The 21,996-nt window shown below is 71.0% G+C and carries 16 protein-coding genes and 3 tRNA genes; 10 read left to right on the top strand and 9 right to left on the bottom strand.

All coding sequences use genetic code 11. The annotated features are described in order from the left end of the window. The first annotated feature begins 73 nt into the window (after positions 1 to 73). A complete protein-coding gene (locus ACFUPX_RS19135; protein WP_383323380.1) occupies positions 74 to 982 on the top strand; it encodes an ATP-binding cassette domain-containing protein in 909 nt (302 codons plus the stop codon). Further along, complete coding sequence (locus tag ACFUPX_RS19130) at positions 979 to 1,821, top strand: ABC transporter permease (protein WP_383323377.1); 843 nt, start codon at positions 979 to 981, stop codon at positions 1,819 to 1,821. Before ACFUPX_RS19135 ends, ACFUPX_RS19130 begins: the two co-directional genes overlap by 4 nt. Here ACFUPX_RS19130 and ACFUPX_RS19125 read toward each other — a convergent pair. Continuing rightward, positions 1,815 to 2,549, bottom strand: coding sequence for an HAD family hydrolase (locus ACFUPX_RS19125; protein WP_383323375.1), 735 nt, complete (start codon positions 2,547 to 2,549; stop codon positions 1,815 to 1,817). The genes ACFUPX_RS19130 and ACFUPX_RS19125 overlap by 7 nt on opposite strands. 86 nt (positions 2,550 to 2,635) lie before the next feature. Next, on the bottom strand, positions 2,636 to 2,956 hold the full coding sequence (locus ACFUPX_RS19120; protein WP_383323373.1) for a hypothetical protein: 321 nt from the start codon (positions 2,954 to 2,956) through the stop codon (positions 2,636 to 2,638). A gap of 219 nt (positions 2,957 to 3,175) precedes the next feature. On the opposite strand from ACFUPX_RS19120, the gene ACFUPX_RS19115 reads away from it, so the two are divergent. After that, the gene (locus ACFUPX_RS19115; RefSeq protein ID WP_383323370.1) at positions 3,176 to 4,888 is read left to right on the top strand and encodes a protein kinase; all 1,713 of its coding nucleotides are present in this window, start codon (positions 3,176 to 3,178) and stop codon (positions 4,886 to 4,888) included. Positions 4,889 to 5,214: 326 nt separating this feature from the next. On the opposite strand, the gene ACFUPX_RS19110 is transcribed toward ACFUPX_RS19115, so the two are convergent. Further along, positions 5,215 to 8,916: a S8 family serine peptidase gene (locus ACFUPX_RS19110; RefSeq protein ID WP_383323368.1), complete on the bottom strand. Its 3,702-nt coding sequence runs from the start codon at positions 8,914 to 8,916 to the stop codon at positions 5,215 to 5,217. Positions 8,917 to 9,432: 516 nt separating this feature from the next. After that, positions 9,433 to 10,719 (bottom strand): MFS transporter, encoded by a 1,287-nt coding sequence (locus ACFUPX_RS19105; protein ID WP_383323442.1) that lies wholly within the window; start codon positions 10,717 to 10,719, stop codon positions 9,433 to 9,435. Between the two features lie 250 nt (positions 10,720 to 10,969). On the opposite strand from ACFUPX_RS19105, the gene ACFUPX_RS19100 reads away from it, so the two are divergent. From ACFUPX_RS19100 to ACFUPX_RS19090, 3 genes are all read left to right on the top strand, one after another. Further along, positions 10,970 to 12,007: a rod shape-determining protein gene (locus tag ACFUPX_RS19100; protein WP_383323366.1), complete on the top strand. Its 1,038-nt coding sequence runs from the start codon at positions 10,970 to 10,972 to the stop codon at positions 12,005 to 12,007. Between the two features lie 73 nt (positions 12,008 to 12,080). After that, on the top strand, positions 12,081 to 12,347 hold the full coding sequence (locus ACFUPX_RS19095; RefSeq protein WP_383323363.1) for a hypothetical protein: 267 nt from the start codon (positions 12,081 to 12,083) through the stop codon (positions 12,345 to 12,347). Continuing rightward, complete coding sequence (locus ACFUPX_RS19090; RefSeq protein ID WP_383323360.1) at positions 12,344 to 13,942, top strand: GAF domain-containing protein; 1,599 nt, start codon at positions 12,344 to 12,346, stop codon at positions 13,940 to 13,942. The genes ACFUPX_RS19095 and ACFUPX_RS19090 overlap by 4 nt, the downstream gene beginning before the upstream one ends. Before the next feature lie 7 nt (positions 13,943 to 13,949). On the opposite strand, the gene ACFUPX_RS19085 is transcribed toward ACFUPX_RS19090, so the two are convergent. From ACFUPX_RS19085 to ACFUPX_RS19070, 4 genes are all read right to left on the bottom strand, one after another. Then, the gene (locus tag ACFUPX_RS19085; protein ID WP_383323358.1) at positions 13,950 to 14,183 is read right to left on the bottom strand and encodes a hypothetical protein; all 234 of its coding nucleotides are present in this window, start codon (positions 14,181 to 14,183) and stop codon (positions 13,950 to 13,952) included. A gap of 187 nt (positions 14,184 to 14,370) precedes the next feature. After that, a tRNA-Ile gene (locus ACFUPX_RS19080) sits at positions 14,371 to 14,444 on the bottom strand. A 175-nt stretch (positions 14,445 to 14,619) separates the two neighbouring features. Further along, positions 14,620 to 14,692 (bottom strand) — tRNA-Asn (locus ACFUPX_RS19075). Positions 14,693 to 14,697: 5 nt separating this feature from the next. Continuing rightward, a tRNA-Asn gene (locus tag ACFUPX_RS19070) sits at positions 14,698 to 14,770 on the bottom strand. Positions 14,771 to 14,949: 179 nt separating this feature from the next. Between ACFUPX_RS19070 and ACFUPX_RS19065 the strand changes: the two genes are divergently transcribed. From ACFUPX_RS19065 to ACFUPX_RS19050, 4 genes are all read left to right on the top strand, one after another. Then, positions 14,950 to 15,252, top strand: coding sequence for a YtxH domain-containing protein (locus ACFUPX_RS19065; protein WP_383323355.1), 303 nt, complete (start codon positions 14,950 to 14,952; stop codon positions 15,250 to 15,252). Between the two features lie 62 nt (positions 15,253 to 15,314). After that, on the top strand, positions 15,315 to 16,754 hold the full coding sequence (locus ACFUPX_RS19060) for an FGGY-family carbohydrate kinase (RefSeq protein ID WP_383323352.1): 1,440 nt from the start codon (positions 15,315 to 15,317) through the stop codon (positions 16,752 to 16,754). A 140-nt stretch (positions 16,755 to 16,894) separates the two neighbouring features. Then, entirely contained in the window at positions 16,895 to 18,628 is a 1,734-nt protein-coding gene (locus ACFUPX_RS19055) for an ABC transporter ATP-binding protein (RefSeq protein ID WP_383323349.1), read from the top strand. Positions 18,629 to 18,642: 14 nt separating this feature from the next. Then, positions 18,643 to 20,553: an ABC transporter ATP-binding protein gene (locus ACFUPX_RS19050; protein WP_383323346.1), complete on the top strand. Its 1,911-nt coding sequence runs from the start codon at positions 18,643 to 18,645 to the stop codon at positions 20,551 to 20,553. A gap of 28 nt (positions 20,554 to 20,581) precedes the next feature. On the opposite strand, the gene ACFUPX_RS19045 is transcribed toward ACFUPX_RS19050, so the two are convergent. Then, positions 20,582 to 21,907: an RNA polymerase sigma factor gene (locus ACFUPX_RS19045; RefSeq protein ID WP_383323343.1), complete on the bottom strand. Its 1,326-nt coding sequence runs from the start codon at positions 21,905 to 21,907 to the stop codon at positions 20,582 to 20,584. Positions 21,908 to 21,996: the final 89 nt, after the last annotated feature.

Below are 21,996 nucleotides of genomic sequence, written 5' to 3'. Positions count from 1 at the left end.
TCGACATCCGCCCGCGCGAATGTCGTCGTGGGCCCGACGACAGCGGGGTGCGCGCCCCGGCACCGTGGTCCGGGTGATCGAAGTCAACGAACTGACCAAGAGGTACGGCGGCAAGACCGCCGTCAGGGACCTGAGTTTCACCGTGCGCCCCGGACACGTCACGGGGTTCCTCGGCCCGAACGGCGCGGGCAAGAGCACCACGCTGCGGCTGCTGCTCGGCCTGCACGACGCCACCCGCGGATCGGTCACCATCGACGGCCGCCCCTTCCGCGACCGGCCGCGCGGCCTGCGCCACGTGGGCGCGCTGCTCGACGCGGGCGACGTGCACGGCGGCCGCACGGCGGTGGCCCACCTGGCGGCGCTGGCCCGCGCCAACCGCATCCCGCGCTCCCGGGTCGACGAGGTGCTGCGCGAGGTGGGGCTCGCGGGCGCAGGACGGCGGCGCATCGGCGGCTTCTCGCTGGGCATGCGGCAGCGCCTCGGGATCGCCACGGCGCTGCTCGGCGATCCGCCGGTCCTGCTCTTCGACGAGCCGCTCAACGGCCTCGACCCGGAAGGCGTGAAGTGGGTACGCGGGCTCTTCCGCCGCCTGGCCGCCGATGGCCGCACGGTCTTCGTGTCGAGCCACCTCATGTCGGAGATGGAGAACACGGTCGATCAGCTCGTCGTCATCGGCCGCGGCGAGCTGATCGCGGCGGAGAGCCTGACGGACTTCGCGGCGCGGGGCACCCGGCAGAGCGTGACCGTACGGACGCCGGACGCCCCGAGGCTGACGGTCGCGCTCGACGCCGAAGGAGCTTCGGTGGAGGGCGACGGCGACACGCTCACCGTCACCGGCCTGCCCGCCGCCCGCATCGGCGAACTCGCGCTGGACCAAAGGGTCTTGCTGCACGAGCTGACGTCCCGCACCGCCTCCCTGGAGGAGGCGTTCATGGAACTGACCGCCGACAGCGTCGAATACCTGGCAGGAGAACTCCGATGACCTCGCTGACGACACTCCCCCTCGCGGCGGCCACGGGGCCCCGCGCCCGCTTCCGCGACCTGGTCGCCGCCGAGTGGATCAAACTCTGGTCGCTGCGCTCCACGGCCTGGGTCTTCGTGCTCGGCGCGCTCACGGTCCTCGCGTTCAACGGAGGCACCGCCTACGACACCTACCGCTACTGGTCGCAGCGCAACGGCTCCGACCGGGCGGACTTCATCGGGGACGGCATCCCGATCCTGCACGCCTTCACCTCGAACGGCGCCCTGGTCCACATGCTCGTCCTCGGGGCCGTCGGCGCGCTGCCGGTCGTCGGCGAGTACGCCACGGGCCTGATCCGTACGACGTTCGCGGCGGTCCCGGACCGCCGCTCGGTGATGGCCGCCAAGGTGACGGTGATCGCCGCTGTGACGACGGCGTTCGGCGCGGCGGTCAGCGCGGGCTCCTTCGTCCTCACCCAGGCGATCCTGTCCGGCCGCGACGCGGGCGTCGGTATCACCCACCCGGGCGCACTGCGCGCGGTCGTGGCGTCGGCGCTCCTCGCCCCGGTCTGCGCACTGGCGGGCATGGCGCTGGGCACGCTCGTGCGGCACGGGGCGACCACCATGGCCGCCGCCTTCGGCGTCCTCATCCTGCTCCCCGCCGTCCTCACCGACGACCGCCACTGGACGGCGGTCCTCTCCCACGCCCTTCCCCTCAACGCCTGGGACCGCCTCGCCCAGCCGGGCGGCCCCCCGGACCTCTTCCCGTGGACGGCCACCGGTGCCTGGACGGTCTATGCGGCGTGGGCCCTTGCGGCGGCGGCCATCACGGTGACGGCGGTCCAGCGCCGCGATCAGTGAGGCCCCTCGACCAGCCGGAGCACCGCCCGCAGCCCCCGCACCGCCCCCGGCGACGCGCCGCCCGGCAGCACATAGGACCGCAGCCCCGCGGTCGCGGCCCCGCCGTCCTTGGCGGGGTGGTCGCCGACCATCAAGGTGTCGGCGGGGGCCACGCCGAGTTCCGCGCACGCGTGGGCGAAGAGCCGTGGGTCGGGTTTCTCCGTGTCGTGTTCGTACGAGTGGACCCAGCTGCCGAACCAGCGGTCGAGGCCGTGCCGGGCGAACGTCGGGCGCAGGTCCCAGCCGACGTCGCTGACCACCCCGAGCGCGATGCCGCGCGCGTCGAGCGCGGCCAGCGTGCGCTCGGTGTCCGCGTACGGCAACCAGTGTTCGGGGGATCGGAGTTGCTCGTACAGGGCGTCGGCGAAGGGGGCGAGCGCCGGAGCCGACGCGTACCACGTGGTGAACGCGTGGCGGTGGGCCTTGGACGAGACGTCGCGTGCGCGCTGGGCCGCGATCACGGCCGGGTCCGAGAGGCCGGCCTCCAGGGAGATGAGGATGGCGTCCATCTCGTGCTCGTCCACCGCTCCGGGCAGCGCGGCGCGGATGCGGTCCTCGTACGGCTGGATCTGGAACAGCGTCCCGGAGAAGTCGAAGAGCACCGCCTTGGGGGGTGTCACCGGGGCGGGGGCGACGGTGCGGATCGGGCCCTCGGGGCCGGAGGCGGGCGGGAGCTGGGAAGTCGGCATGGGCTCTCCCTATCGGCCGTCGCGTAAAACCGCGATGAAGATCCATGACGTGCGCGGCGCCCGCCTCCTGGCAGGGAGGGAGCGGCTCAGAGGATGAAGACGCTCTGGGCCGTCTCCGTGTGGTACGTCTCGCCCGGGTAGACCAGCCACTCGACCTGGCCGCTGCAGGCGGGGCCCGAGTGCACCTCCGCGATCGCGTCGGTGTCGTTGGTCACCGAGGACGGGAACCGGTCGATGCCGAAGCAGCCGCTCGGGTCGTCGTACTGCGCGCCGTTGACGATCAGCGTGCCCTGCGCCGCGTACGCCGAGCCCGACACCGCGACCGTCAGGGTCATGGCGGCCACGAGCGCCCCCACGGTCACGGTCATGCGCCGCCGCATCACCTTGCGCATCACGTTTCGCATCATGCTGATGTCCCCTCCACCGTGCGGACCACTCCCGACGCGATCCACTGAAGTCACCTAAAGTAGCGGATCAGGCACTCCACGTATCCGGCGCGCGGAGGCATCTGCCGCCAGCATGTGCGCCGTTCACTTCCCTTCACGGCTCGGGCACGCCACTCGCGCACCACGGTCACCAAACGGCCCAACTACGCCTTATGCAACGTGAGTTCGTATGATGCGGCCATGGCAAGTCACGGGGATCTCATAGCGGGGCGCTACCGCATCACGACACCGCTCGGGCGCGGCGGCATGGGCACGGTCTGGCGGGCGGAGGACGATCTGCTGGGCCGCGCCGTCGCGGTGAAGGAGCTGCACGTCGACGCGGGGCAGTCGGCCGCCGACGCGGCCGGGCGGCGCGAACGCACGCTGCGCGAGGCGCGCTCGGTCGCGCAGGTGAAGCACCCCGGCATCCTGGTCCTGCACGACGTCGTCCAGCACGCCGAGCAGCCCTGGCTCGTGATGGAGCTGATCGACGGCCGCTCGCTCGCCGACCGGATGGCCCTGGAGGGCCCGGTCCCGCCCGCCGAGGCGGCCCGCGTCGGCCTCGCCCTGATCGCCGCGCTGCGCGCCGCGCACACCGCCGGGGTGCTGCACCGTGACCTCAAGCCCGCGAACGTGCTCCTGGAGGCGGGGACGGAGCGCGTGGTGCTCTCCGACTTCGGGATCGCGCAGGTCGCGGGGCAGACGACGCTCACGGAGACGGGCGCCTTCGTCGGCTCCCCCGAGTACACCGCCCCGGAGCGCATGGCGGGCAAGCGCACGGGCCCGGAGTCCGATCTCTGGTCGCTCGGGGTGCTGCTCTGTGCCGCCGTCGAGGGCGAGTCGCCGTTCCGTCGCGACTCGGTGGCCGGCGTGCTGCACGCCGTCGTGATGGACGAGATCACGATCCCGGAATCGGCGGGCCCGCTGACCCCCGTCCTGCGCGGCCTCCTCGAGCGGGACCCCGAGCGGCGGCTCGGCGCCGACGAGGCCGAACAGGCCCTGCGCGGCTTCCTGGTGGAGGAGCGCCTGCCCACCGTCCCGCGCACACCGGTGACCCCCCGGTTCGCGGCCCCCGAGCCCGCGACACCGCCGCCCGCCGACGACGCGATCGTGCTCGGCGCCGCCCCCGCACCGCCCGCACGCCCCCGTATCCGTACGGCGCTCCTGGCCGGCGCCCTGGTGGCCGCCCTCGCGGCGGGCGGCACCGGCACCTGGCTCATGACGCGCGGCGACTCCGACACGGGGTCGCGGGCGTCGGGCAGCGGCGGCGCCGCGAACGAGGTGCGCGAGAAGCAGGAGACCAAGGAGCCGAGCAAGAAGCCGTCCAAGAGCGCCGACAAGCCGAAGAACCCCAAGAAGACCGGCAAGAAGGGCCCCGCCGCCCCCAAGCCGTCACCCGAGGGCCCCGGCAACGCCACCCCCGCCGGCACGGGCGCCCCCGACGACCCGGACGAATCCGCCGACGACCCGGCCCCCACGGGCTACCGCACGGTCTCCGACCCGACCGGCTTCACGATGGTGGCGCCCACCGGCTTCGCCCGCTCGTCAAAACCGCCCCGCGTCTTCTACAACTCGGCGGACGACGCGTTCCGCATCGGCGTCCACCCCCAGCCCCTGGACCCGGAAGGGCCGCTCGCGGTGATGCGCCAGGCACACAAGGACGGCCCGTCGGACTACCCCGGCTACCGCGATGGCTCGGTCCGCGAGACCACGCACAACGGCCACCCCGCCGCCGTCTGGGAGTTCACCTGGAACGGCGGATCGGGTGACGGCGGTCCGCGCCGCACCTTCGACCTGAGCTGGGACGAGGGCGGCAAGATGTACGACCTGTGGGTCTCGGCGCCCGCCGGTCAGGCGTCGAAGGGCGAGCGTCACTTCGTCGAGGCGCACCGCTCGTTCTCCCGGGCGGGCTGATACGAACAGGGGAGCAGTTGTTCCCTGGAACAGGTGATCGTCACGCCAGGGATTGCATGTGACGCATGTGATTGACGATGATTACGGAACGCAAGCAACGGGCTGCAGACCGTAGTTGCCGCGTTCCCGGTCCATGTCCCATACGAGGGCCGGAAGTTGCACATCCTGAGCAAGTCCCACAAGGAGAAGCACCACCATGAACATCATCACTGACGTCGTCGCCGGTATCGCCCACTTCCTCGGCTGGCTGGTCTGACGTCACCCAGAGGTACTCACAGCGACGCCGCCTCCCCCGTCCCAGGGGAGGCGGCGTCGCCGCGTCAGGGCTACCGCACCCCCACCGCCCGCAGGATCTCCTGCGTGACGGAACCGCCCCGGTCATCCTTCGCCGAAGCCCGCAGCGAGATGAACTCCGCAGAGCCGGGAACCTTCAACTTCCCGCTCCAGGCGGCCTTGCCGCCGTCCCGGTCCAGGCCGACGCTCCGCCAGCTCTTCCCGTCGTCGTACGACACCTCCAGCTCACCCCCGCCGATGGCCCCGACGTCCGGCGCCCCCTTCACGTACTCGGAGAAGATCCCGACGTCCACGGTCCGTCCGCCCCGCACGTCCCCCGCGAGGTCCGTGTCCACGTCGAACCCGAGGTTCAGCAGGGGAAGGAACGTCTCCCGGTCGGCCGGGGTCTCCTTCGACTTGAAGGTCCACTCCGAGTGGCCCTTCGTCGCGAGCCGCCACCGCCCCGCGTCCAGCGTCGTGTCCGTCACGACCTTGTACGTCCGCTCGGCGGGATCCGCGTCCCAGACGTAGACCCCCGAGCTCTTGCGCCGGTCGACCAGCTCCCCGTCCGCGTACACCTCGCTCGTCTGCGTCATCGAGTCGTCGTTCCACACGTCGCCGAACCCGGTGTGATCAGGACCGGAGTCGCCCCACCCGGGGACGTTGAACTGCAGCGAGTTGCCCGACCGCTGCTGCCCCCAGCCAAGGCCCGTGCCCAGCCACGGGTGCCACACGGGCTTGAACCAGTTCAGCTCGCCGCGCTTGCCGCCCCGGTAGCCGACCAGGCCGCTGCGTTCCTCCAGGGCGCCGGGTCCCACCGACACCGACTCGTGCCACAGCTGCCCGGCGCCCGTGGACGCGTAGTCCGTCCGCTCGACCGGGTAGTCGATCTTCTCCTGGAAGCCGATCCCGACGGCGAAGGTGTCCGTGAGCGAGTAGCGGAACTCGCCGCCCGCCACCGGCTTCACCGCGTGGAACTTCGTGTCCAGGACGGCGAGTTCACGCTTCGACGGCTCGTACGTCAGATCGCGGGGCACCGCTCCCTTGTGGCCCTCGGACACGTCGTAGACGTACGGCGTGCGGGACGTCGCGGTGGTCTCCACCCGCTTCCCCGCCTTCGCCGCCGCGATCAGCCGCGCGCCGTCCGCCGCGTTGACCGTGCCGATCGGCAGCGGCCGGTCCGCGTTGTCGTCCGTACCGAACCAGGCGTTGAGCTTGCCCGGTGCGTCGTCCGTCACGAACAGGGCCTTCACGCCCGCGTCTTGGGCGGCCTGGCCGATCTCGGCGGGCGTCGCACCGGAGTCGGCGGACCGCCGCACGATGACGGCCTTGCCCTTGACGTCCTTGCCCGCGTACTCGGCTGCCGTACCGCCGCCCACATCCACGATCCGCAGCTTGCGGCGGCCGTCGGTCACCGTGCCGCCGGGCTGGGCGACCACCTGGCTCAAACCCTTCACGTCCAGGGTCGGCTTGCCCAGGCGCCAGACGGTGCGGTACTCGAAGCTGCCTTCGGCCACCTTGGCGGTGGGTGCCGCGAAGATGCTGTCGTACTTGACCGGCACCTGGACCGCGCCCATCAGTTCGGCGCCGTTCGCCTTGCGGTCGTACTCCATCAGGAGCTGGCGGGTCTCCGTCCGCCTACCGACGTCCACCCCGACCTCATACAACGTGCGTCCGTCCAGGGTGACTTCACGGTCCCGGTCGAGGACGACCTCGGGCGCGGCGAGGAAGCCGAGGCCGAGGGAGTCCTTGCCCTTGCTGCCGCGTACGTCGAGGAACGAGGAGAGGGCGTACGTTCCCGGCTTCAGGCGCAGCTCAAGGGTGCCGGAGTCGCCGACCTCCGCCTGCACGGGATCGACCTGCCCAGCGAGCCGCTGGAGCACCAGACCGGCTCCGGCAGCCGCTCCGTCACGGTCCTTGACGCGGACGGTGAGCGTGTACCGCTCCTCCTCCTTGACCAGCCCGAACGCGGTGTGCGCGACCGGCTTCCCGGCGGCGCTCGCGACGACGCGGCCACTGGTGTTGCCGACGGGCGCCTTCGCACCGTCACCGGTCACCGTGGTCGAAGCGGTGCCGTGCGCGGGAACCGTCAGCGTCTTGTCGGCGAGGACCGCCACCCCCTCCGCGGCGCCCTCGACGGCGAGCACCAACTCAACAGGCTGGTCACCGGAGTTGGTGTAAGTAATAGCCTTCGTGACGGGCTTGTTCTCCCCGTAGGGCCAGGAGTAGTAGCCAAGATCGGCACTACCGCTCGCGGTGACCTGTGCGTCGATCGCGCCCGGAACACTGACCCGCCCAGCACCCAACTCATAAACGGACGAGTCCAGTTGTGCGGAGGACGACATCAGCGCGTCCTTGAGACGTGCGCCGCTCCAGTCCGGGTGCTTCTCGGCGAGCAGGGCGGCCACGCCCGCGACGTGCGGGGTCGCCATCGACGTACCGCTCATCTCGGTGTAGTAGCCCTCACCGCCGATGAGTTGCGAGCGGGCGGCGAGGATGTCGACGCCCGGCGCGGACAGGTCGGGCTTGAGGGCGTTGTCCCCGTACCGCGGCCCCTGGCTGGTGAAGTACGCGGCCTTGTCGTCGGAGTCGACCGCACCGATGGTCAGCGCGGAGTCGGCGGCGCCGGGCGAGCCGATCGACGAGGGGGCGCCGGTGTTGCCCGCGGCGATGACGAAGAGGGCGCCGGTGTCCTTGGAGAGGGTGTTGACGGCGGCGGCCATCGGATCGGTGCCGTCGCTCGCCTCCTGCGAACCGAGGCTCATCGAGACGACCTTGGCGCCGACGTCCTTGGCCGCCCACTCCATTCCGGCGATGATCTGCGACTCGCTGCCGGAGCCCTCGTCGCTGAGCACCTTGCCGACGGAGAGAGCGGCGCCCGGCGCCACACCCTTCTCCTTGTCGCCCTCGGACTCGGCGCCGCTGCCGCCGACGGTCGAGGTCACATGGGTGCCGTGACCGTTGCGGTCGGCGACTTCCTCGCCCGGGATGAAGCTCTTGGTGGCGTCCACCCGGTCCTTGAGACCGGGGTGCGACGCGTCGACACCCGTGTCGAGGACGGCGACCTTCACGCCCTTGCCGGTGAGCCCGGCCTCCCAGGCCTCGGGGGTGCCGATCTGCTCGTTGCTCTGCGCCATGTCGGCCTCGACACGACCGTCGAGCCAGACCTTGCCGATGCCATCGGCAAGACCCCCACCGGAACCCCTCTTGGCAGCGCCCGTGACATCCCGCCAGAACGTGCCCGGCTCAACCGCCTTGACCGCCACACCACCCACACTCGGCAGCGCGCGCACCGTGTCGGAACCACGGGGAGCCGCCGCCCCCGCGCCCCGCCGCGCACCCTTCTCGTACGTGACGATGAGCGGCAGCTCACGCCCCTCTTCCCCGAGCCCCTGACGTATCAGCTCCGACACGTCGAAGAGCCGCTCGTCGAGGGTGCCCGCGCTCAGATAGGGCCGCGCCTCGTCCGGTACGACGGTGATGCGGTCACCGGCGATCTCGCTCCGGACGGCTCCGGTGGCCCCCACGGGCCGGTCGACGGTGACCGTCTTCTTGCCGCCGCCGAGTTCCGTGACGGTGACCTTGTCGCCGGTCACCAGGGTGACCGTGTGGGCGGCGCGAGCGGCGGGGGTGGCCCGCCCCTGCGGCGCGTCCACGGGGGCGGCGGTCGCGCTCTGCCCTGCCGGTAGCAGCACGAACGCGAGGCCGACGGCCGGCAGCAGCCTCGCTCTTCGCCACGCGGGTGATCGGGTCATGGGTGCCCTCTCTTCGTCGGACCCGGGCGGGGGTGTTTCCCGGGTGCTGCGAAGAGTCTCGGGGGGCTTGTGTTACCAGGACGTTGACGAACCCTGGCGGAAAGCCGCCAGGGCACCTTCCCGCCAGGGCCGCCCGGGCGGCGGGGGGGTGTCACGCCCCACCCGCAGTCGGCAGCGCTCACGAGAGAGCGTGCCGCACCGCCCCAAGACGGACCAGCACCACACACCCACAGCCGGAAACGCACCCGAGGGAGCGTGCCGCACCGCCCCCAAAACGGACCAGCACCGCACACCCGCAGCCGGGAACGCACCTGAGGGGACGTGCCGGTATGTCTGCCCGGAGCACGGTTTCCGGCACTCCGGAGCCGAAGCAGCCCCGCGGCCACCGGACGATAGCGAGGACGGACATACCGGCGCGGCCCCGCCCCACAGACGACCCGCCCGACCCGCACACCAAGCCGCGCCGCGCCGCGCCAAGCCGCCCACCTCAAACCCCCGGCCCGGCACCACCCCCCCTCACGCCATCGGCACCCTCGCGTCATACCGAGCAAACCGCCGCCACTTGAGAGCCAACAGCCCCACGGCCACGACACACGCGACCCCACCCCCCACGATCGCCACCCCGGGCGACGCCACATCCCCCACCGACCCCGCGACGAAGTCCCCGAGGCGTGGCCCGCCCGCCACCACCACGATGAAGACCCCCTGCAACCGCCCCCGCATCTCGTCCGGCACGGCCGCCTGAAGCATCGTGCTCCGGAACACCATCGAGATGGTGTCCGCACAGCCCGCCACCGCGAGGAAGAAAAGCCCCAGCCACAGATTCCGCGTCAGACCGAAGACGGCGATCGCCGTGCCCCACCCGGCCACCGCGAGCAGGATCGCGAGCCCGTGCCGCCGGATCCGCCCCAGCCAGCCGGAGAACACGCTGCCCAGCAGCGCCCCCACCGCGGGAGCCGCCACCAGCAGGCCCACCGCCTTCGCGTCGCCCCCGAACCACACCACCGCCACCGCGGGGAACAGCGCCCTGGGATGCGCGAGCACCATCGCGCACATGTCGGTGAAGAAGGTCATCCGCAGGTTGGGCCGCGTGGCCAGGAACCGCAGCCCGTCCAGGACCGAGGCCCGCTTCCTGCGCACGCCCTCCTCCGCTCCCCCTTCCACTCCCTCTTCCGCTCCCGCGGGCCGCATCGCCGGCAGCCGCCACATCGCGTACAGCGCCGCGCTGAAGGCCAGCGCGTCCACCGTGTACGCCGCCTGATAGCCCCACAGGCCGACGACGAGCCCGCCCAGCATGGGGCCGAGCATCATGCCCCCGGTGGTCGTGATCGACGACAGCGCGTTGGCCGCGGGCAACTGCTCCGGCGGCAGGAGCCGCGGGATCATCGAGGAGCGCGCCGGTGCGTTCAGCGCCCCGCAGACCGCCTGCAGCGCGACCACGGAGTACAGGAACCACACGTGGTGGTAGCCCGCGAACGCCACCGCCGCCAGCGTGAGCGAGAGCGCGCACGAGCCGAGCGCGGAGTAGAGGCCCAGCTTCCGCCGGTCCACCGTGTCCGCGATCGCGCCCCCGTACAGACCGAAGACGATCAGCGGAACCAGCGAGAAGAGCCCGACGAGGCCGACCGAGAAGCTGGAGTGCGTGATGTCGTAGACCTGGAGGGAGACCGCGAGGGCGGTCATCGCCTGGCCGGTCCAGGAGATCGTGTTGCCGACCCAGAGGCGCCGGTAGTCCACCGACGTACGCAAAGGCGTCAGATCGGCGAGTATCCGCCTTTTCGTGACGGGCTGCTGGGGCTCCACTGGTAGCGGGGGCAGCGGGGGGTCGATGGCGGCTTCGGATATCCGGGGGCCGTCGGCTTCGTCTTCTTCCGGGGGCGTATGCGTCACACGGGATGCTAACTGCGCCGTCCGCGACGCGATCAAGACCACCCGTGCGGCGGCACCCCGCCCGGCTCAGCCCAGCGCGCGCGCCGTCCGCGGCCACCGCACGATGCGAGACAGGACCGTCGTCCGACGGTCCGTACGGTCTGCGCTCTCGGGAGGATCTGCCATGACCGTCAGTCTGGAGCAGTTGCGCCGCTGCCACATCGCCGTCGACCTGGGGGCCGCGAGGACCCGGGTGTTCGTGAAAGGTGCGGGCCTCGTCGTCGACGAACCCAGCGCCGCCGCCGTGAACACACGGACGGGCGCGCTCATCGCGGTCGGCCAGTTCGCCGAGCAGATGACGGGACGTACGCCGGGATACATCCGGGTCGTACGGCCGGTCTCCGGCGGCACCGTCGTCGACATCGAGATGGCCCAGCGCATGCTGCGCCACCTCCTGGGCGAGAAGCTCCGCCGCACCCTGCGCCGCAAGCCGCGCCTGCGCGCCGCCGCCTGCACGCCGCACGACGCGGATCCGCTCGCCCAGCGCGCCGCCGTCGAGACGATGGTCGGCCTCGGGGCGCGCAGGGTCGAGCTGGTGGACACGCTGATCGCGGCCGCGGTCGGCTGCGGGCTTCCCGTGGAGCGGCCGGAAGCGACCATGATCCTGGTGTGCGGGGCGGCGACCACACAGGTCGCGGTGTTGTCCCTCGGGTCGATCGTCACCGCCCAGCGGATCCCGGTCGGCGGCGAGGCCATCGACCACGCGATCGTCCAGCACCTGCGCCACCACCACGAGCTGATGCTGCCCAGTCAGTCGGTACGCCCCCTTCAGCTGGCCCTGCGCGGCAACGGCCTGACGCCGCACGGCCCCGAGTCGACCGAGATCCACGGCCGCGACGTCGCCACCGGGCTCGCCCGCTCGGTGCACGTCGACACCGCCGCCGTCCGCGACGCGATCCACACTCCACTCACCGCCGTGCTCGACGGCATCGGCAAGGTCCTGCGGGACTGCCCGCCGGACCTGGTGGCCGACCTGGCCGATCGCGGGATCATGATGGTCGGCGGCAGCGCGCTGCTTCCGGGGCTCGACCAGATGCTGCGGGACGCGACGGGGATGCCGGTGGCGATCGCCGAGCGGCCCGACGTGTGCGCCATCCTCGGGCTCGGGGCGATGCTGGAGGGCAAGATCCAGCCCCTGGTGCTCGACCCGCTGTCCGGCTGATCCCGGCACGCTCCCCCGCTGCCCCCGGCCCTCCCCCACTGATCCCGGCCCCACCCCGCGGAAGTGTGCCCGTATGTCGATGACCGTGCAGCTGATCGGCTCCGCGCTGATCCTGCTCGCCTTCATCCTCGCCCAGGCGGGCAGGCTCGGCACGGGAACCTGGGCCTATCTCTGGCTGAACTTCGTCGGTTCGGGGCTCACGGCGGGCGATGCTCTCTACGAACGGCAGTGGGGTTTTCTGCTTCTGGAGGGTGCGTGGATGGTGGTCTCGTTGCTGAGCCTGGTCAAGAAGGCGCGGGGCGGCGGCGCCGCCGGGACCGAGGCGGGCGCCGCGCGGTGAACGGCGACGACCTGCCCCTGCCCCTCGTCCCCCTCCTGGACGCGGTGCTCGGCGTCGGCACGGACCTCGAACTGCACGCCACGCTCCAGCACATCGTGGAGAGCGCGGCCGAGCTGACCGGCGCCCGCTATGGCGCGCTCGGTGTCATCGACCCCGGGCACGGCAAGCTGACCGACCTGTTCACGGTGGGCCTGACGCAGGCCGAGCGGGATCGCATCGGCGCACTGCCCGACGGCCACTCGGGGCTCCTGGGCACCCTGATCCGCGAGCCGAAGCCCCTCCTCCTGGACGACCTGACGGCGGACCCGCGCTCGTGCGGCGTCCCGCCGGGGCACCCGGAGATGCACAGCTTCCTGGGCGTTCCGGTGCACGTGCACGACGAGGCGTTCGGCAATCTCTACCTCACCGAGAAGCGCGAGGGCCGCTTCACCGACGAGGACCTGCAACTGCTCCGGGTGCTCGCGAGCCAGGCGGGCATCGCGATCGGCAACGCCCGTCTGTACGAGGCGGCCAGGCAGCGCGAGCGGTGGATCGACGGGGCGGCAGCGGTCACCACGGCCCTGCTCACCGGCGAACCGGCTGCGGACGCGCTGATGACGGTCGCCGAGCAGGCCCGCATCCTCGCCAACGCCTCGGCGGGAGTGATCCTGCAGCCCACCGGCCAGGGCGGCATGCGGATCGTCGCGGCGGCGACGGCACAGGACGCCGCCGAGCCGCCCAGCCAGGACCCGGCCCACCCCCACGGCCTCCAGAACGAACTCATCGGCACCACCATCGAGCCCGGCAGCGCGGTGCTCACGCAACTGCTCGGGGGTGAGCCGGTGTTCATCGAGGACTCGGCGAGCGATCCCCGGATGACCACCCACGTGCGGTCCAACTTCGGGCCGAGCCTGATGCTGCCGCTCCAGGCGGGCGGGCGGCTCATCGGGACGCTCGCGCTGCCCCGCCGCAGAGGTGAGCGCGCCTACACGTCCGTGGAGCGGCTGCTCGCCACCCAGTTCGCCTCGCAGGCCGCGCTCGCCCTGGTCCTCGCGGACGCCCAGCAGAGCCGGCAGCGCCTCGCGGTGTTCGAGGACCGCGACCGCATCGCCCGCGATCTGCACGACCTCGTCGTCCAGCGGCTCTTCGCCACCGGCATGATGCTGGAGTCGACCCGGCGCAGGGACCGCTCGCCGCAGGTCGAATCCACCCTGGACCAGGCCGTGGACGAGCTGGAGTCGACCATCCAGGAAGTCCGTACGGCGATCTTCGCGCTCCAGCAGCCGCCCGCGGACGCCCCGACCACGTTCCGGGGCAAGGTGCTCCGCGAGACGGCGGGCGCGGCCGCCGTGGTCGGCGTGCAGCCCTCCGTGCACTTCACCGGCGCCGTCGACACCCGCATCACGGACCCGGCGGCGGGCCACCTCCTGGCCGCCCTGCGCCGCGCCCTGGCCACCGCGTCACGGCGTCCCGACGTCACCCGCATCGAGGTGGCGGTGGACGCGCGGGCGACGCTGCCGGACGGCCGGAAGGGCGTGCGGCTGACGGTGTACGACGACGGCACGACGGATGGCGTCGGGGCGGGCACGACCACCACGTGGCAGGCCCCTCTCTAGAGAGGCCTCAGGCCGCCTCGTACTCGTGGGCCTGCCCGCCGCGCCACTTGACCCACTCCGGATCGTCCAGGAGCCCGTCGGCGTCCGGAAGCCCGGCCTGGCGCAGGAACTCGACCACGTCGGCGTCGGCGTGCGCGAGACCGAGGATCTGCCCGCGGACCGTCACTCTGCGGCCACCGGTGCCGGACGGCGGATGCACGACGACGGGCGCCGCTTCCGTGCCTCCGGCGCGCGCGTTCAACGGCGCTTCCGTGACTGCATGTACCAAGCTGCGGCTAGGCCGACGACCACGAGGACGATCAATATCTTCATGAGGCCCTGCTGCCCCGGATCGCGGGGCTGAAGCTCGCATGTCGCCACAAAGAGGAGGGCGACGAGGTTTGCGCTGTTGACGCAGGTGGAATCGTTCCTGCGCCCCAGCGCTTCGGTGGGGCGGGTGGGACTCGAACCCACGGCCGACGGATTATGAGTCCGCTGCTCTAACCGGCTGAGCTACCGCCCCTAACGGCGCGTCGCGCACATTTGTGCGCGCCGTCTGCCGCAGCATAGCCGCTCATACGATCTCCTGCTTCGGATGGTCGGCATCGCTCGACCATGAGGACCGCAGTGCTGCCCGCATGGTTCCACCGGGCACGAAAAAGGACCCTTGAGGGCAATCTCAAGGGTCCTTCTCACAGCTCTCCCGACTGGACTCGAACCAGTAACCTGCCGGTTAACAGCCGGCTGCTCTGCCAATTGAGCTACAGGAGACCGAGCTCCCCCGACTGGACTCGAACCAGTAACCTGCCGGTTAACAGCCGGCTGCTCTGCCAATTGAGCTACAGGGGATCGTCTCGTTGCATCGAACGCACCTAGCTGGGAACTCTCCAGGCGGCGGGCGGTCGCTGCGACACATACATTAGCGCAAGCAGGGGGGTGCTCCGCCAATCGGTATCCCCTCACCGCCGACGCAGAGCAGCAGACGAGCGACAGACGCTCGACGCCGACGCAAGGGAAGGGTGGCAGACATGCGCTACCGGCTCACATTCGTGGCGGGACTGGCCCTGGGGTACGTGCTCGGTACCCGGGCCGGACGCGAGCGCTACGAGAAGCTCAAGAAGTCCGCCCGTGAGTTCGCGCAGAACCCGGCCGTGCGCAACACCGTGGAGTCCGCGACACAGCAGGGACGCGACGTGGCGGGCAAAGCCTTCCACTCGGTGTCCGAGAAGGTCGGGGACCGGGTCCCCGAGTCGGTGACCGACCGGGTGCGGTCGCTGCGCGTGCGCGGGCAGGGCAGCGGAGAGGACGACTGGGGCACCAGTAATACGTAGCCCGGGACGCTCCTGGGAGCTGAGGTACGGGATACGTCGCGCGGTGCGGCAGAATTCCCGGCATGGGGATAGTCGCAGGGTTGGACAGTTCGCCCGATTTCACGCGCATCGTGGTCTGTGACGCGGACACGGGCGCCGTACTGAAGCAGGGCTATGCCCCGCATCCGACGGAGGGCCCCGATGGAGGCGGCCGTCCGTCGGACGTGGATCCGCAGGCCTGGCTGCTCTCGCTCGGCGAGGCGGCAGGCGGCGGGCTGCTCGAAGGCGTGCAGGCCATCGGCGTCTCCGCGCAGCAGAACGCGCTCGTCGCCCTGGACCAGCACGGCAACACCGTGCGGCCCGCGCTCGTCGGCAACGACCGGCGGGCGCAGGTCGCCGCCGCCGACCTGATCGACGGGCTCGGCAGCCGCGAGGCCTGGGCGCAGGCCGTGGGCTGCGTCCCGCAGGCCGCGCACCCCGTGACGAAGCTGCGCTGGCTGGCGAAGAGCGAGCCGGATGCGGCGCAGCGCGTCGCCTCCCTCATGCAGGCCCACGACTGGCTGGTGTGGCAGCTCCTGGGCCGTCCCGCGCGGCGCACGACGGACCGCGGCGGCGCCTCCGGCACCGGTTACTGGTCGGCGGCGACGGGTTCGTACCGCCCCGATCTCGTCGATCTCGCGCTCGGGCACCAGGCGATGCTGCCCGAGGTCATCGGCCCCGCCGAGGCCGCGGGGACGACGCCCGAGGGGCTGCTGATCTCCGCGGGGACCGGCGAGACGATGGCGGCGGCGTTCGGGCTCGGGGTCCAGCAGGGCGACGCGGTCGTCTCGTTGGGGGCTTCGGGCTCCGTGATGGCCGTGCACCACGAGGCGCTCGTCGACCCGAGCGGGACGATCACCTCGCTCGCGGACGCCACCGGGATGCATCTGCCGGTGGTGCACACGCTCAACGCGGTGCGCGTGTTGCGCGGCGCCGCCGAGATGCTCGGGGTGTCCGACCTCGACGCGCTCTCCGATCTGGCCATGAAGTCGACGCCGGGTGCGCACGGGCTCGTACTCCTGCCGTATCTGGAGGGCGAGAAGACGCCCAATCTGCCGCACGCGGCGGGCACCCTGACCGGGCTTCGGCGCGAGTCGATGCGGCCCGAGCATCTGGCGCGGGCGGCCTTCGAGGGCATGCTCTGCGGGCTCGGCGACGCGCTCGACGTGCTGCGGGGCCGTGGTGTGGAGGTACGCAGGGTCTTCCTGCTCGGGGCGGCGGCGGAGCTGCCCGCCGTGCAGGCGGCGGCGCCGATGCTGTTCGGTACGCAGGTCGTGGTGCCGCAGCCCGCGGACTACGCGGCGATCGGTGCGGCGCGGCAGGCGGCCTGGGCGCTGAACGGTCAACTGCCGTACTGGCAGGGGGCGTCCGCGCAGGTCTTCGAGCCGGGTGAGGAGCAGGCCGTGGGGCAGGCGGTGCGGCAGCAGTACCGGACCGTGCGGGAGCAGGCGCATCCCGGGGCGTTCGAGGTGAGCGGCTTCTAGAGCCGGGGCGCGCACCCAGTTATTGACTCGGGCAATTCTTTTATCGAGTCATGGCTTAATTGGTTGCACACGCCCGGGTGCGGTATCGGAGTATGGGTTCGACCCGGCCACCACCCCGCCCACGCCTCACGAGAGACCCCGTGCTCATACGACTCCTGCGGGCCCATCTGGCTCCGTACAAGAAACCCATCGCCTTGCTGGTGCTGCTGCAGTTCCTGCAGACCTGCGCCTCGCTCTACCTGCCCACGCTCAACGCCGACATCATCGACGAGGGTGTCGTGAAGGGCGACACGGGCTACATCCTCTCGTTCGGCGGCGTCATGATCGCCGTCACCGTCGCCCAGATGGTCTGCAACGTGGGGGCCGTCTACTACGGCGCCCGCACCGCGTCCGCGCTCGGCCGCGACATCCGGGCCGCCGTCTTCGACCGCGTGCAGTCGTTCTCCGCCCGTGAGCTGGGGCAGTTCGGCGCGCCGTCCCTGATCACCCGGACCACGAACGACGTCCAGCAGGTGCAGATGCTGGTCCTGATGACGTTCACGCTGATGGTGTCGGCGCCGATCATGTGCGTCGGCGGCATCATCATGGCCCTCGGCCTCGACGTACCGCTCTCGAGCGTCCTGATCGCGGTCGTGCCCGTCCTGGCGATCTGCGTGAGCCTGATCGTGCGGCGTCTTCGGCCGCTCTTTCGCACCATGCAGGTGCGCCTGGACACCGTGAACCGCGTGCTGCGCGAGCAGATCACCGGCAACCGCGTCATCCGCGCCTTCGTCCGCGACGAGTACGAGAAGGACCGCTTCCGGCGGGCCAACGCCGAGCTGACCGAGGTGTCGCTGGGCACCGGCAAGCTGCTCGCGCTGATGTTCCCGATCGTCATGACCGTCGTGAACATCTCGTCGATCGCCGTGGTGTGGTTCGGCGCGCACCGCATCGACAGCGGCGGCATGCAGATCGGGGCGCTCACCGCGTTCCTCGCGTATCTGATGCAGATCGTGATGTCCGTGATGATGGCCACCTTCATGTTCATGATGGTGCCGCGCGCCGAGGTCTGCGCCGAGCGCATCGAGGAGGTCCTGGACACCGAGAGCAGCGTGGTGCCCCCGGCCTCCCCCGTGACCGAGCTGCGCCGCCACGGCCACCTGGAGATCCGCGACGCGGGCTTCCGCTACCCCGGCGCCGAGGAGCCCGTCATCAAGGCGGTCGACCTCATCGCGCGGCCCGGCGAGACGACCGCCGTGATCGGGTCGACCGGCAGCGGCAAGTCGACGCTGCTCAGCCTGGTGCCGCGGCTCATCGACAGCACCGAGGGCGAGGTCCTGGTGGACGGCGTGCCCGTGCACACGATCGAGCCGGCGCTGCTCGCCAGGACCGTGGGCCTGGTGCCGCAGAAGCCGTACCTCTTCGCCGGTACGGTCGCCACCAACCTCCGCTACGGAAACCCCGACGCGACGGACGCGGACCTCTGGCAGGCCCTGGAGGTCGCCCAGGCCAAGGGCTTCGTCGAGAGCCTGGAGGAGGGCCTTGACGCGCCCATCTCGCAGGGCGGCACGAATGTCTCCGGCGGTCAGCGCCAGCGGCTCGCGATCGCGCGGACGCTGGTGCAGCGCCCCGAGATCTATCTCTTCGACGACTCCTTCTCGGCCCTGGACTACGCGACCGACGCCGCCCTGCGGGCCGCGCTCGGCCGTGAGACCGCGGGGGCGACCGTCGTGATCGTCGCCCAGCGCGTGTCGACGATCAGGGACGCCGACCGGATCATCGTCCTCGACGAGGGACGGGTCGTGGGGACGGGCAGCCACCGTGAGCTCATGGCCGGCAATGAGACCTACCGGGAGATCGTGCTCTCCCAGCTGACGGAAGCGGAGGCCGCGTAATGCCCCCTGGTGGCATGGGTGGACCGATGATGGGTCCGGACTCCAAGTCCATGGATTTCAAGGGTTCCGGCAGACGGCTCCTCGCACAGTTCAAGCCGGAACGCTCCACGATGTACGGGATGCTCGGCGCCGGAGTGCTCAGCGTGGCGCTCACCGTGCTCGGCCCCAAGATCCTCGGCAAGGCCACCGACCTGCTCTTCGCGGGCATAGTCGGGCGTGACATGCCGGCCGGCGCCACCAAGGACCAGGCCATCGAAGCCCTGCGCGACAAGGGCGACGGCGGCATGGCCGACATGCTCTCCGGGGTGGACTTCACGCCGGGCGAGGGCATCGACTTCGGGGCCGTGGGAGAGGTGCTGCTGCTGGCCCTGGTCACGTTCCTGATCGCGGGCCTGCTGATGATGATCTCGACGCGGCTCTCGAACCGCGCCATCAACAGGACCGTCTTCAAGATGCGCGGCGACGTGCAGGAGAAGCTGTCGCGGCTCCCGCTGTCGTACTTCGACAAGCGGCAGCGCGGCGAGGTCCTCAGCCGGGCGACGAACGACCTCGACAACATCGGCCAGACCCTCCAGCAGACCATGGGTCAGCTGGTGAACTCAGCTCTCACCATCGTCGGCGTACTCGTGATGATGTTCTACGTCTCGCCGCTGCTCGCCCTGGTGGCCCTGGTCACCGTGCCGCTGTCGTTCTTCGTCGCGACGAAGGTCGGCAAGCGGTCGCAGCCGCAGTTCGTGCAGCAGTGGAAGACCACCGGCAAGCTGAACGCGCACATCGAGGAGATGTACACCGGGCACAACCTGGTGAAGGTCTTCGGCCGCCAGGAGGAGTCGGCGAAGGCCTTCGCCGAGCAGAACGACGCGCTGTACGAGGCCGGGTTCAAGGCACAGTTCAACAGCGGGGCCATGCAGCCGCTGATGTACTTCATGTCGAACCTCAACTACGTGCTCGTGGCCGTGGTGGGTGGCCTGCGGGTGGCCTCCGGCGCGCTTTCGATCGGTGACGTGCAGGCCTTCATCCAGTACTCGCGGCAGTTCTCGATGCCGCTCACGCAGGTCGCCTCGATGGCGAACCTGGTGCAGTCCGGTGTCGCGTCGGCCGAGCGGGTCTTCGAGCTGCTCGACGCGGACGAGCAGGAGGCCGACCCGGTCCCGGGCGAGCGCCCCGACCAGCTGCGCGGCCGGGTCGAGATGCAGGAGGTGTCCTTCCGCTACGAGAAGGACAAGCCGCTCATCGAGAACCTGTCCCTGAAGGTGGATCCCGGCCACACGGTGGCGATCGTCGGTCCGACCGGCGCGGGCAAGACCACGCTGGTCAACCTTCTGATGCGGTTCTACGAGGTCACCGGCGGGCGGATCACGCTCGACGGGGTCGACATCGCGAAGATGTCGCGCGACGAACTGCGGGCCGGCATCGGCATGGTCCTCCAGGACACCTGGCTGTTCGGCGGCACCATCGCGCAGAACATCGCGTACGGAGCGGCCAAGGACGTCACCCGCGAGGAGATCGAGGAGGCGGCGCGGGCGGCCCACGCCGACCGCTTCTGCCGCACGCTGCCCGACGGCTACGACACGGTGATCGACGACGAGGGCACGGGGGTGAGCGCGGGCGAGAAGCAGCTGATCACGATCGCGCGGGCGTTCCTGTCCGACCCGGTGATCCTGGTCCTCGACGAGGCGACGAGTTCGGTCGACACCCGTACGGAGGTGCTGATCCAGAAGGCGATGGCGCGGCTCGCCCACGGGCGGACCTCGTTCGTCATCGCCCACCGGCTCTCCACGATCCGGGACGCGGACACGATTTTGGTGATGGAGGATGGGTCGATCGTCGAACAGGGCACGCACGACGCGCTGTTGGCCGCCGGAGGGGCGTACGAGCGGCTGTACAAGGCCCAGTTCGCCCAGGCCGTGGCCGAGGTCGACTAGCCGACTGGCCGACTGGCCGACTGGCCGACTAGTCCAGATAGCCGCGCAGTTGGTCCGCGAAGGCGTGGTCCCGCAGCTTGTTGAGGGTCTTGGACTCGATCTGGCGGATGCGTTCGCGTGTCACGCCGAAGATCCGGCCGATCTCCTCCAGGGTGCGGGGCCTGCCGTCCGCGAGGCCGTAGCGCAGCTGGACCACCTTGCGTTCGCGCTCGCCGAGCGTGGAGAGCACCGCTTCCAGGTGCTCGCGCAGGAGCAGGAAGGCCGCCGATTCCACGGGGCTCGTCGCGTCGCCGTCCTCGATGAGGTCGCCGAGCGCGACGTCGTCCTCCTCGCCCACGGGCGCGTGCAGCGACACCGGTTCCTGGGCCAGGCGCAGGACTTCGCTGACGCGCTCGTGCGGCAGGTCCAGATGGGCGCCGACCTCTTCGGGCGTCGGTTCGTAGCCCCGCTCCTGGAGCATGCGGCGCTGGACGCGGACGACGCGGTTGATCAGCTCCACGACGTGCACCGGGACACGGATGGTGCGGGCCTGGTCGGCAAGGGCCCGCGACATCGCCTGGCGGATCCACCAGGTCGCGTACGTGGAGAACTTGTAGCCCCGCGCGTAGTCGAACTTCTCGACCGCCCTGATCAGGCCCAAATTCCCCTCCTGGACGAGGTCGAGCATGGTCAGTCCGCGCCCCACGTAGCGCTTGGCCACGGAGACGACCAGGCGGAGGTTGGCCTCGATCAGGCGGCGCTTGGCCATCCGGCCGGTGACGACCAACTTGTCCAGGTCCAGGGCGAGTTGCGAGTCCAGGTCGACGGCGAGGCGCAGCTTCTCCTCGGCGAAGAGACCGGCCTCGACGCCGCGCGCGAGCTCCACTTCCTCGGCCGCCGTGAGCAGGGGGATCCGGCCTATCTCGCGCAGATACTGACGGAACAGGTCGGACGAGGGGCCGCCGGTGTCGGCGCGGCCTCGGGGGGCGGGCGGCGCGGGCAGCTCTCCGCTGTCCGGTTCGAGCGCCTCCGGTGCGTCCGGAGGCTCGGGTGCCGCTGGTGCTTCAGGGCTTTCGGGACCCGCCTCCGGGTGCCGTGCGGCGCGGTTCTGGGGCGGGACGGCGGCGATGACGTCCGCTTGTGCCGCCTCCACTTCCACTTCCGCGGCGACGCCGGTCTCGGTCTGGGTGAGGGTCTGGGTCTGCACGGGGGCGACCTCCATGATGATCGCTGCTGAGGCGTGCGGCAGCGGTACAGCGGGATCGGCTTCGACGGCCTCGCCGCTGTCCGTCCCGAACACGATGTGTGGAATCGCGGGTGTACCGGATCCGCATCCGCTGTCTGCGGACCGGCCGCGCTCCGAGGACTCAGGCACCGCAACCCAGTGTGGGGTACGACACACGGCCGCCACGAGGGGCGTGCGGTGACTTTCTGAGACCGGTGCGTAACCGCTCGGTTACCCGA

Origin of the sequence: Streptomyces sp. NPDC057302, assembly GCF_042667685.1 — a bacterium.
In the GTDB taxonomy this organism is placed as follows: Bacteria; Actinomycetota; Actinomycetes; order Streptomycetales; family Streptomycetaceae; genus Streptomyces.
This window is presented reverse-complemented; position numbering and strand designations above follow the sequence as displayed.

Bases quoted from the DNA above. Each gene is read 5' to 3' on its own strand.
- ACFUPX_RS19050 (WP_383323346.1), top strand. From the start codon at position 18,643: ATGGGTGGACCGATGATGGGTCCGGACTCCAAGTCCATGGATTTCAAG.
- ACFUPX_RS19130 (WP_383323377.1), top strand. From the start codon at position 979: ATGACCTCGCTGACGACACTCCCCCTCGCGGCGGCCACGGGGCCCCGC.
- ACFUPX_RS19110 (WP_383323368.1), bottom strand. From the start codon at position 8,916: ATGACCCGATCACCCGCGTGGCGAAGAGCGAGGCTGCTGCCGGCCGTC.
- ACFUPX_RS19115 (WP_383323370.1), top strand. From the start codon at position 3,176: ATGGCAAGTCACGGGGATCTCATAGCGGGGCGCTACCGCATCACGACA.
- ACFUPX_RS19120 (WP_383323373.1), bottom strand. From the start codon at position 2,956: ATGATGCGAAACGTGATGCGCAAGGTGATGCGGCGGCGCATGACCGTG.
- ACFUPX_RS19060 (WP_383323352.1), top strand. From the start codon at position 15,315: ATGGGGATAGTCGCAGGGTTGGACAGTTCGCCCGATTTCACGCGCATC.
- ACFUPX_RS19095 (WP_383323363.1), top strand. From the start codon at position 12,081: ATGTCGATGACCGTGCAGCTGATCGGCTCCGCGCTGATCCTGCTCGCC.
- ACFUPX_RS19065 (WP_383323355.1), top strand. From the start codon at position 14,950: ATGCGCTACCGGCTCACATTCGTGGCGGGACTGGCCCTGGGGTACGTG.
- ACFUPX_RS19100 (WP_383323366.1), top strand. From the start codon at position 10,970: ATGACCGTCAGTCTGGAGCAGTTGCGCCGCTGCCACATCGCCGTCGAC.
- ACFUPX_RS19125 (WP_383323375.1), bottom strand. From the start codon at position 2,549: ATGCCGACTTCCCAGCTCCCGCCCGCCTCCGGCCCCGAGGGCCCGATC.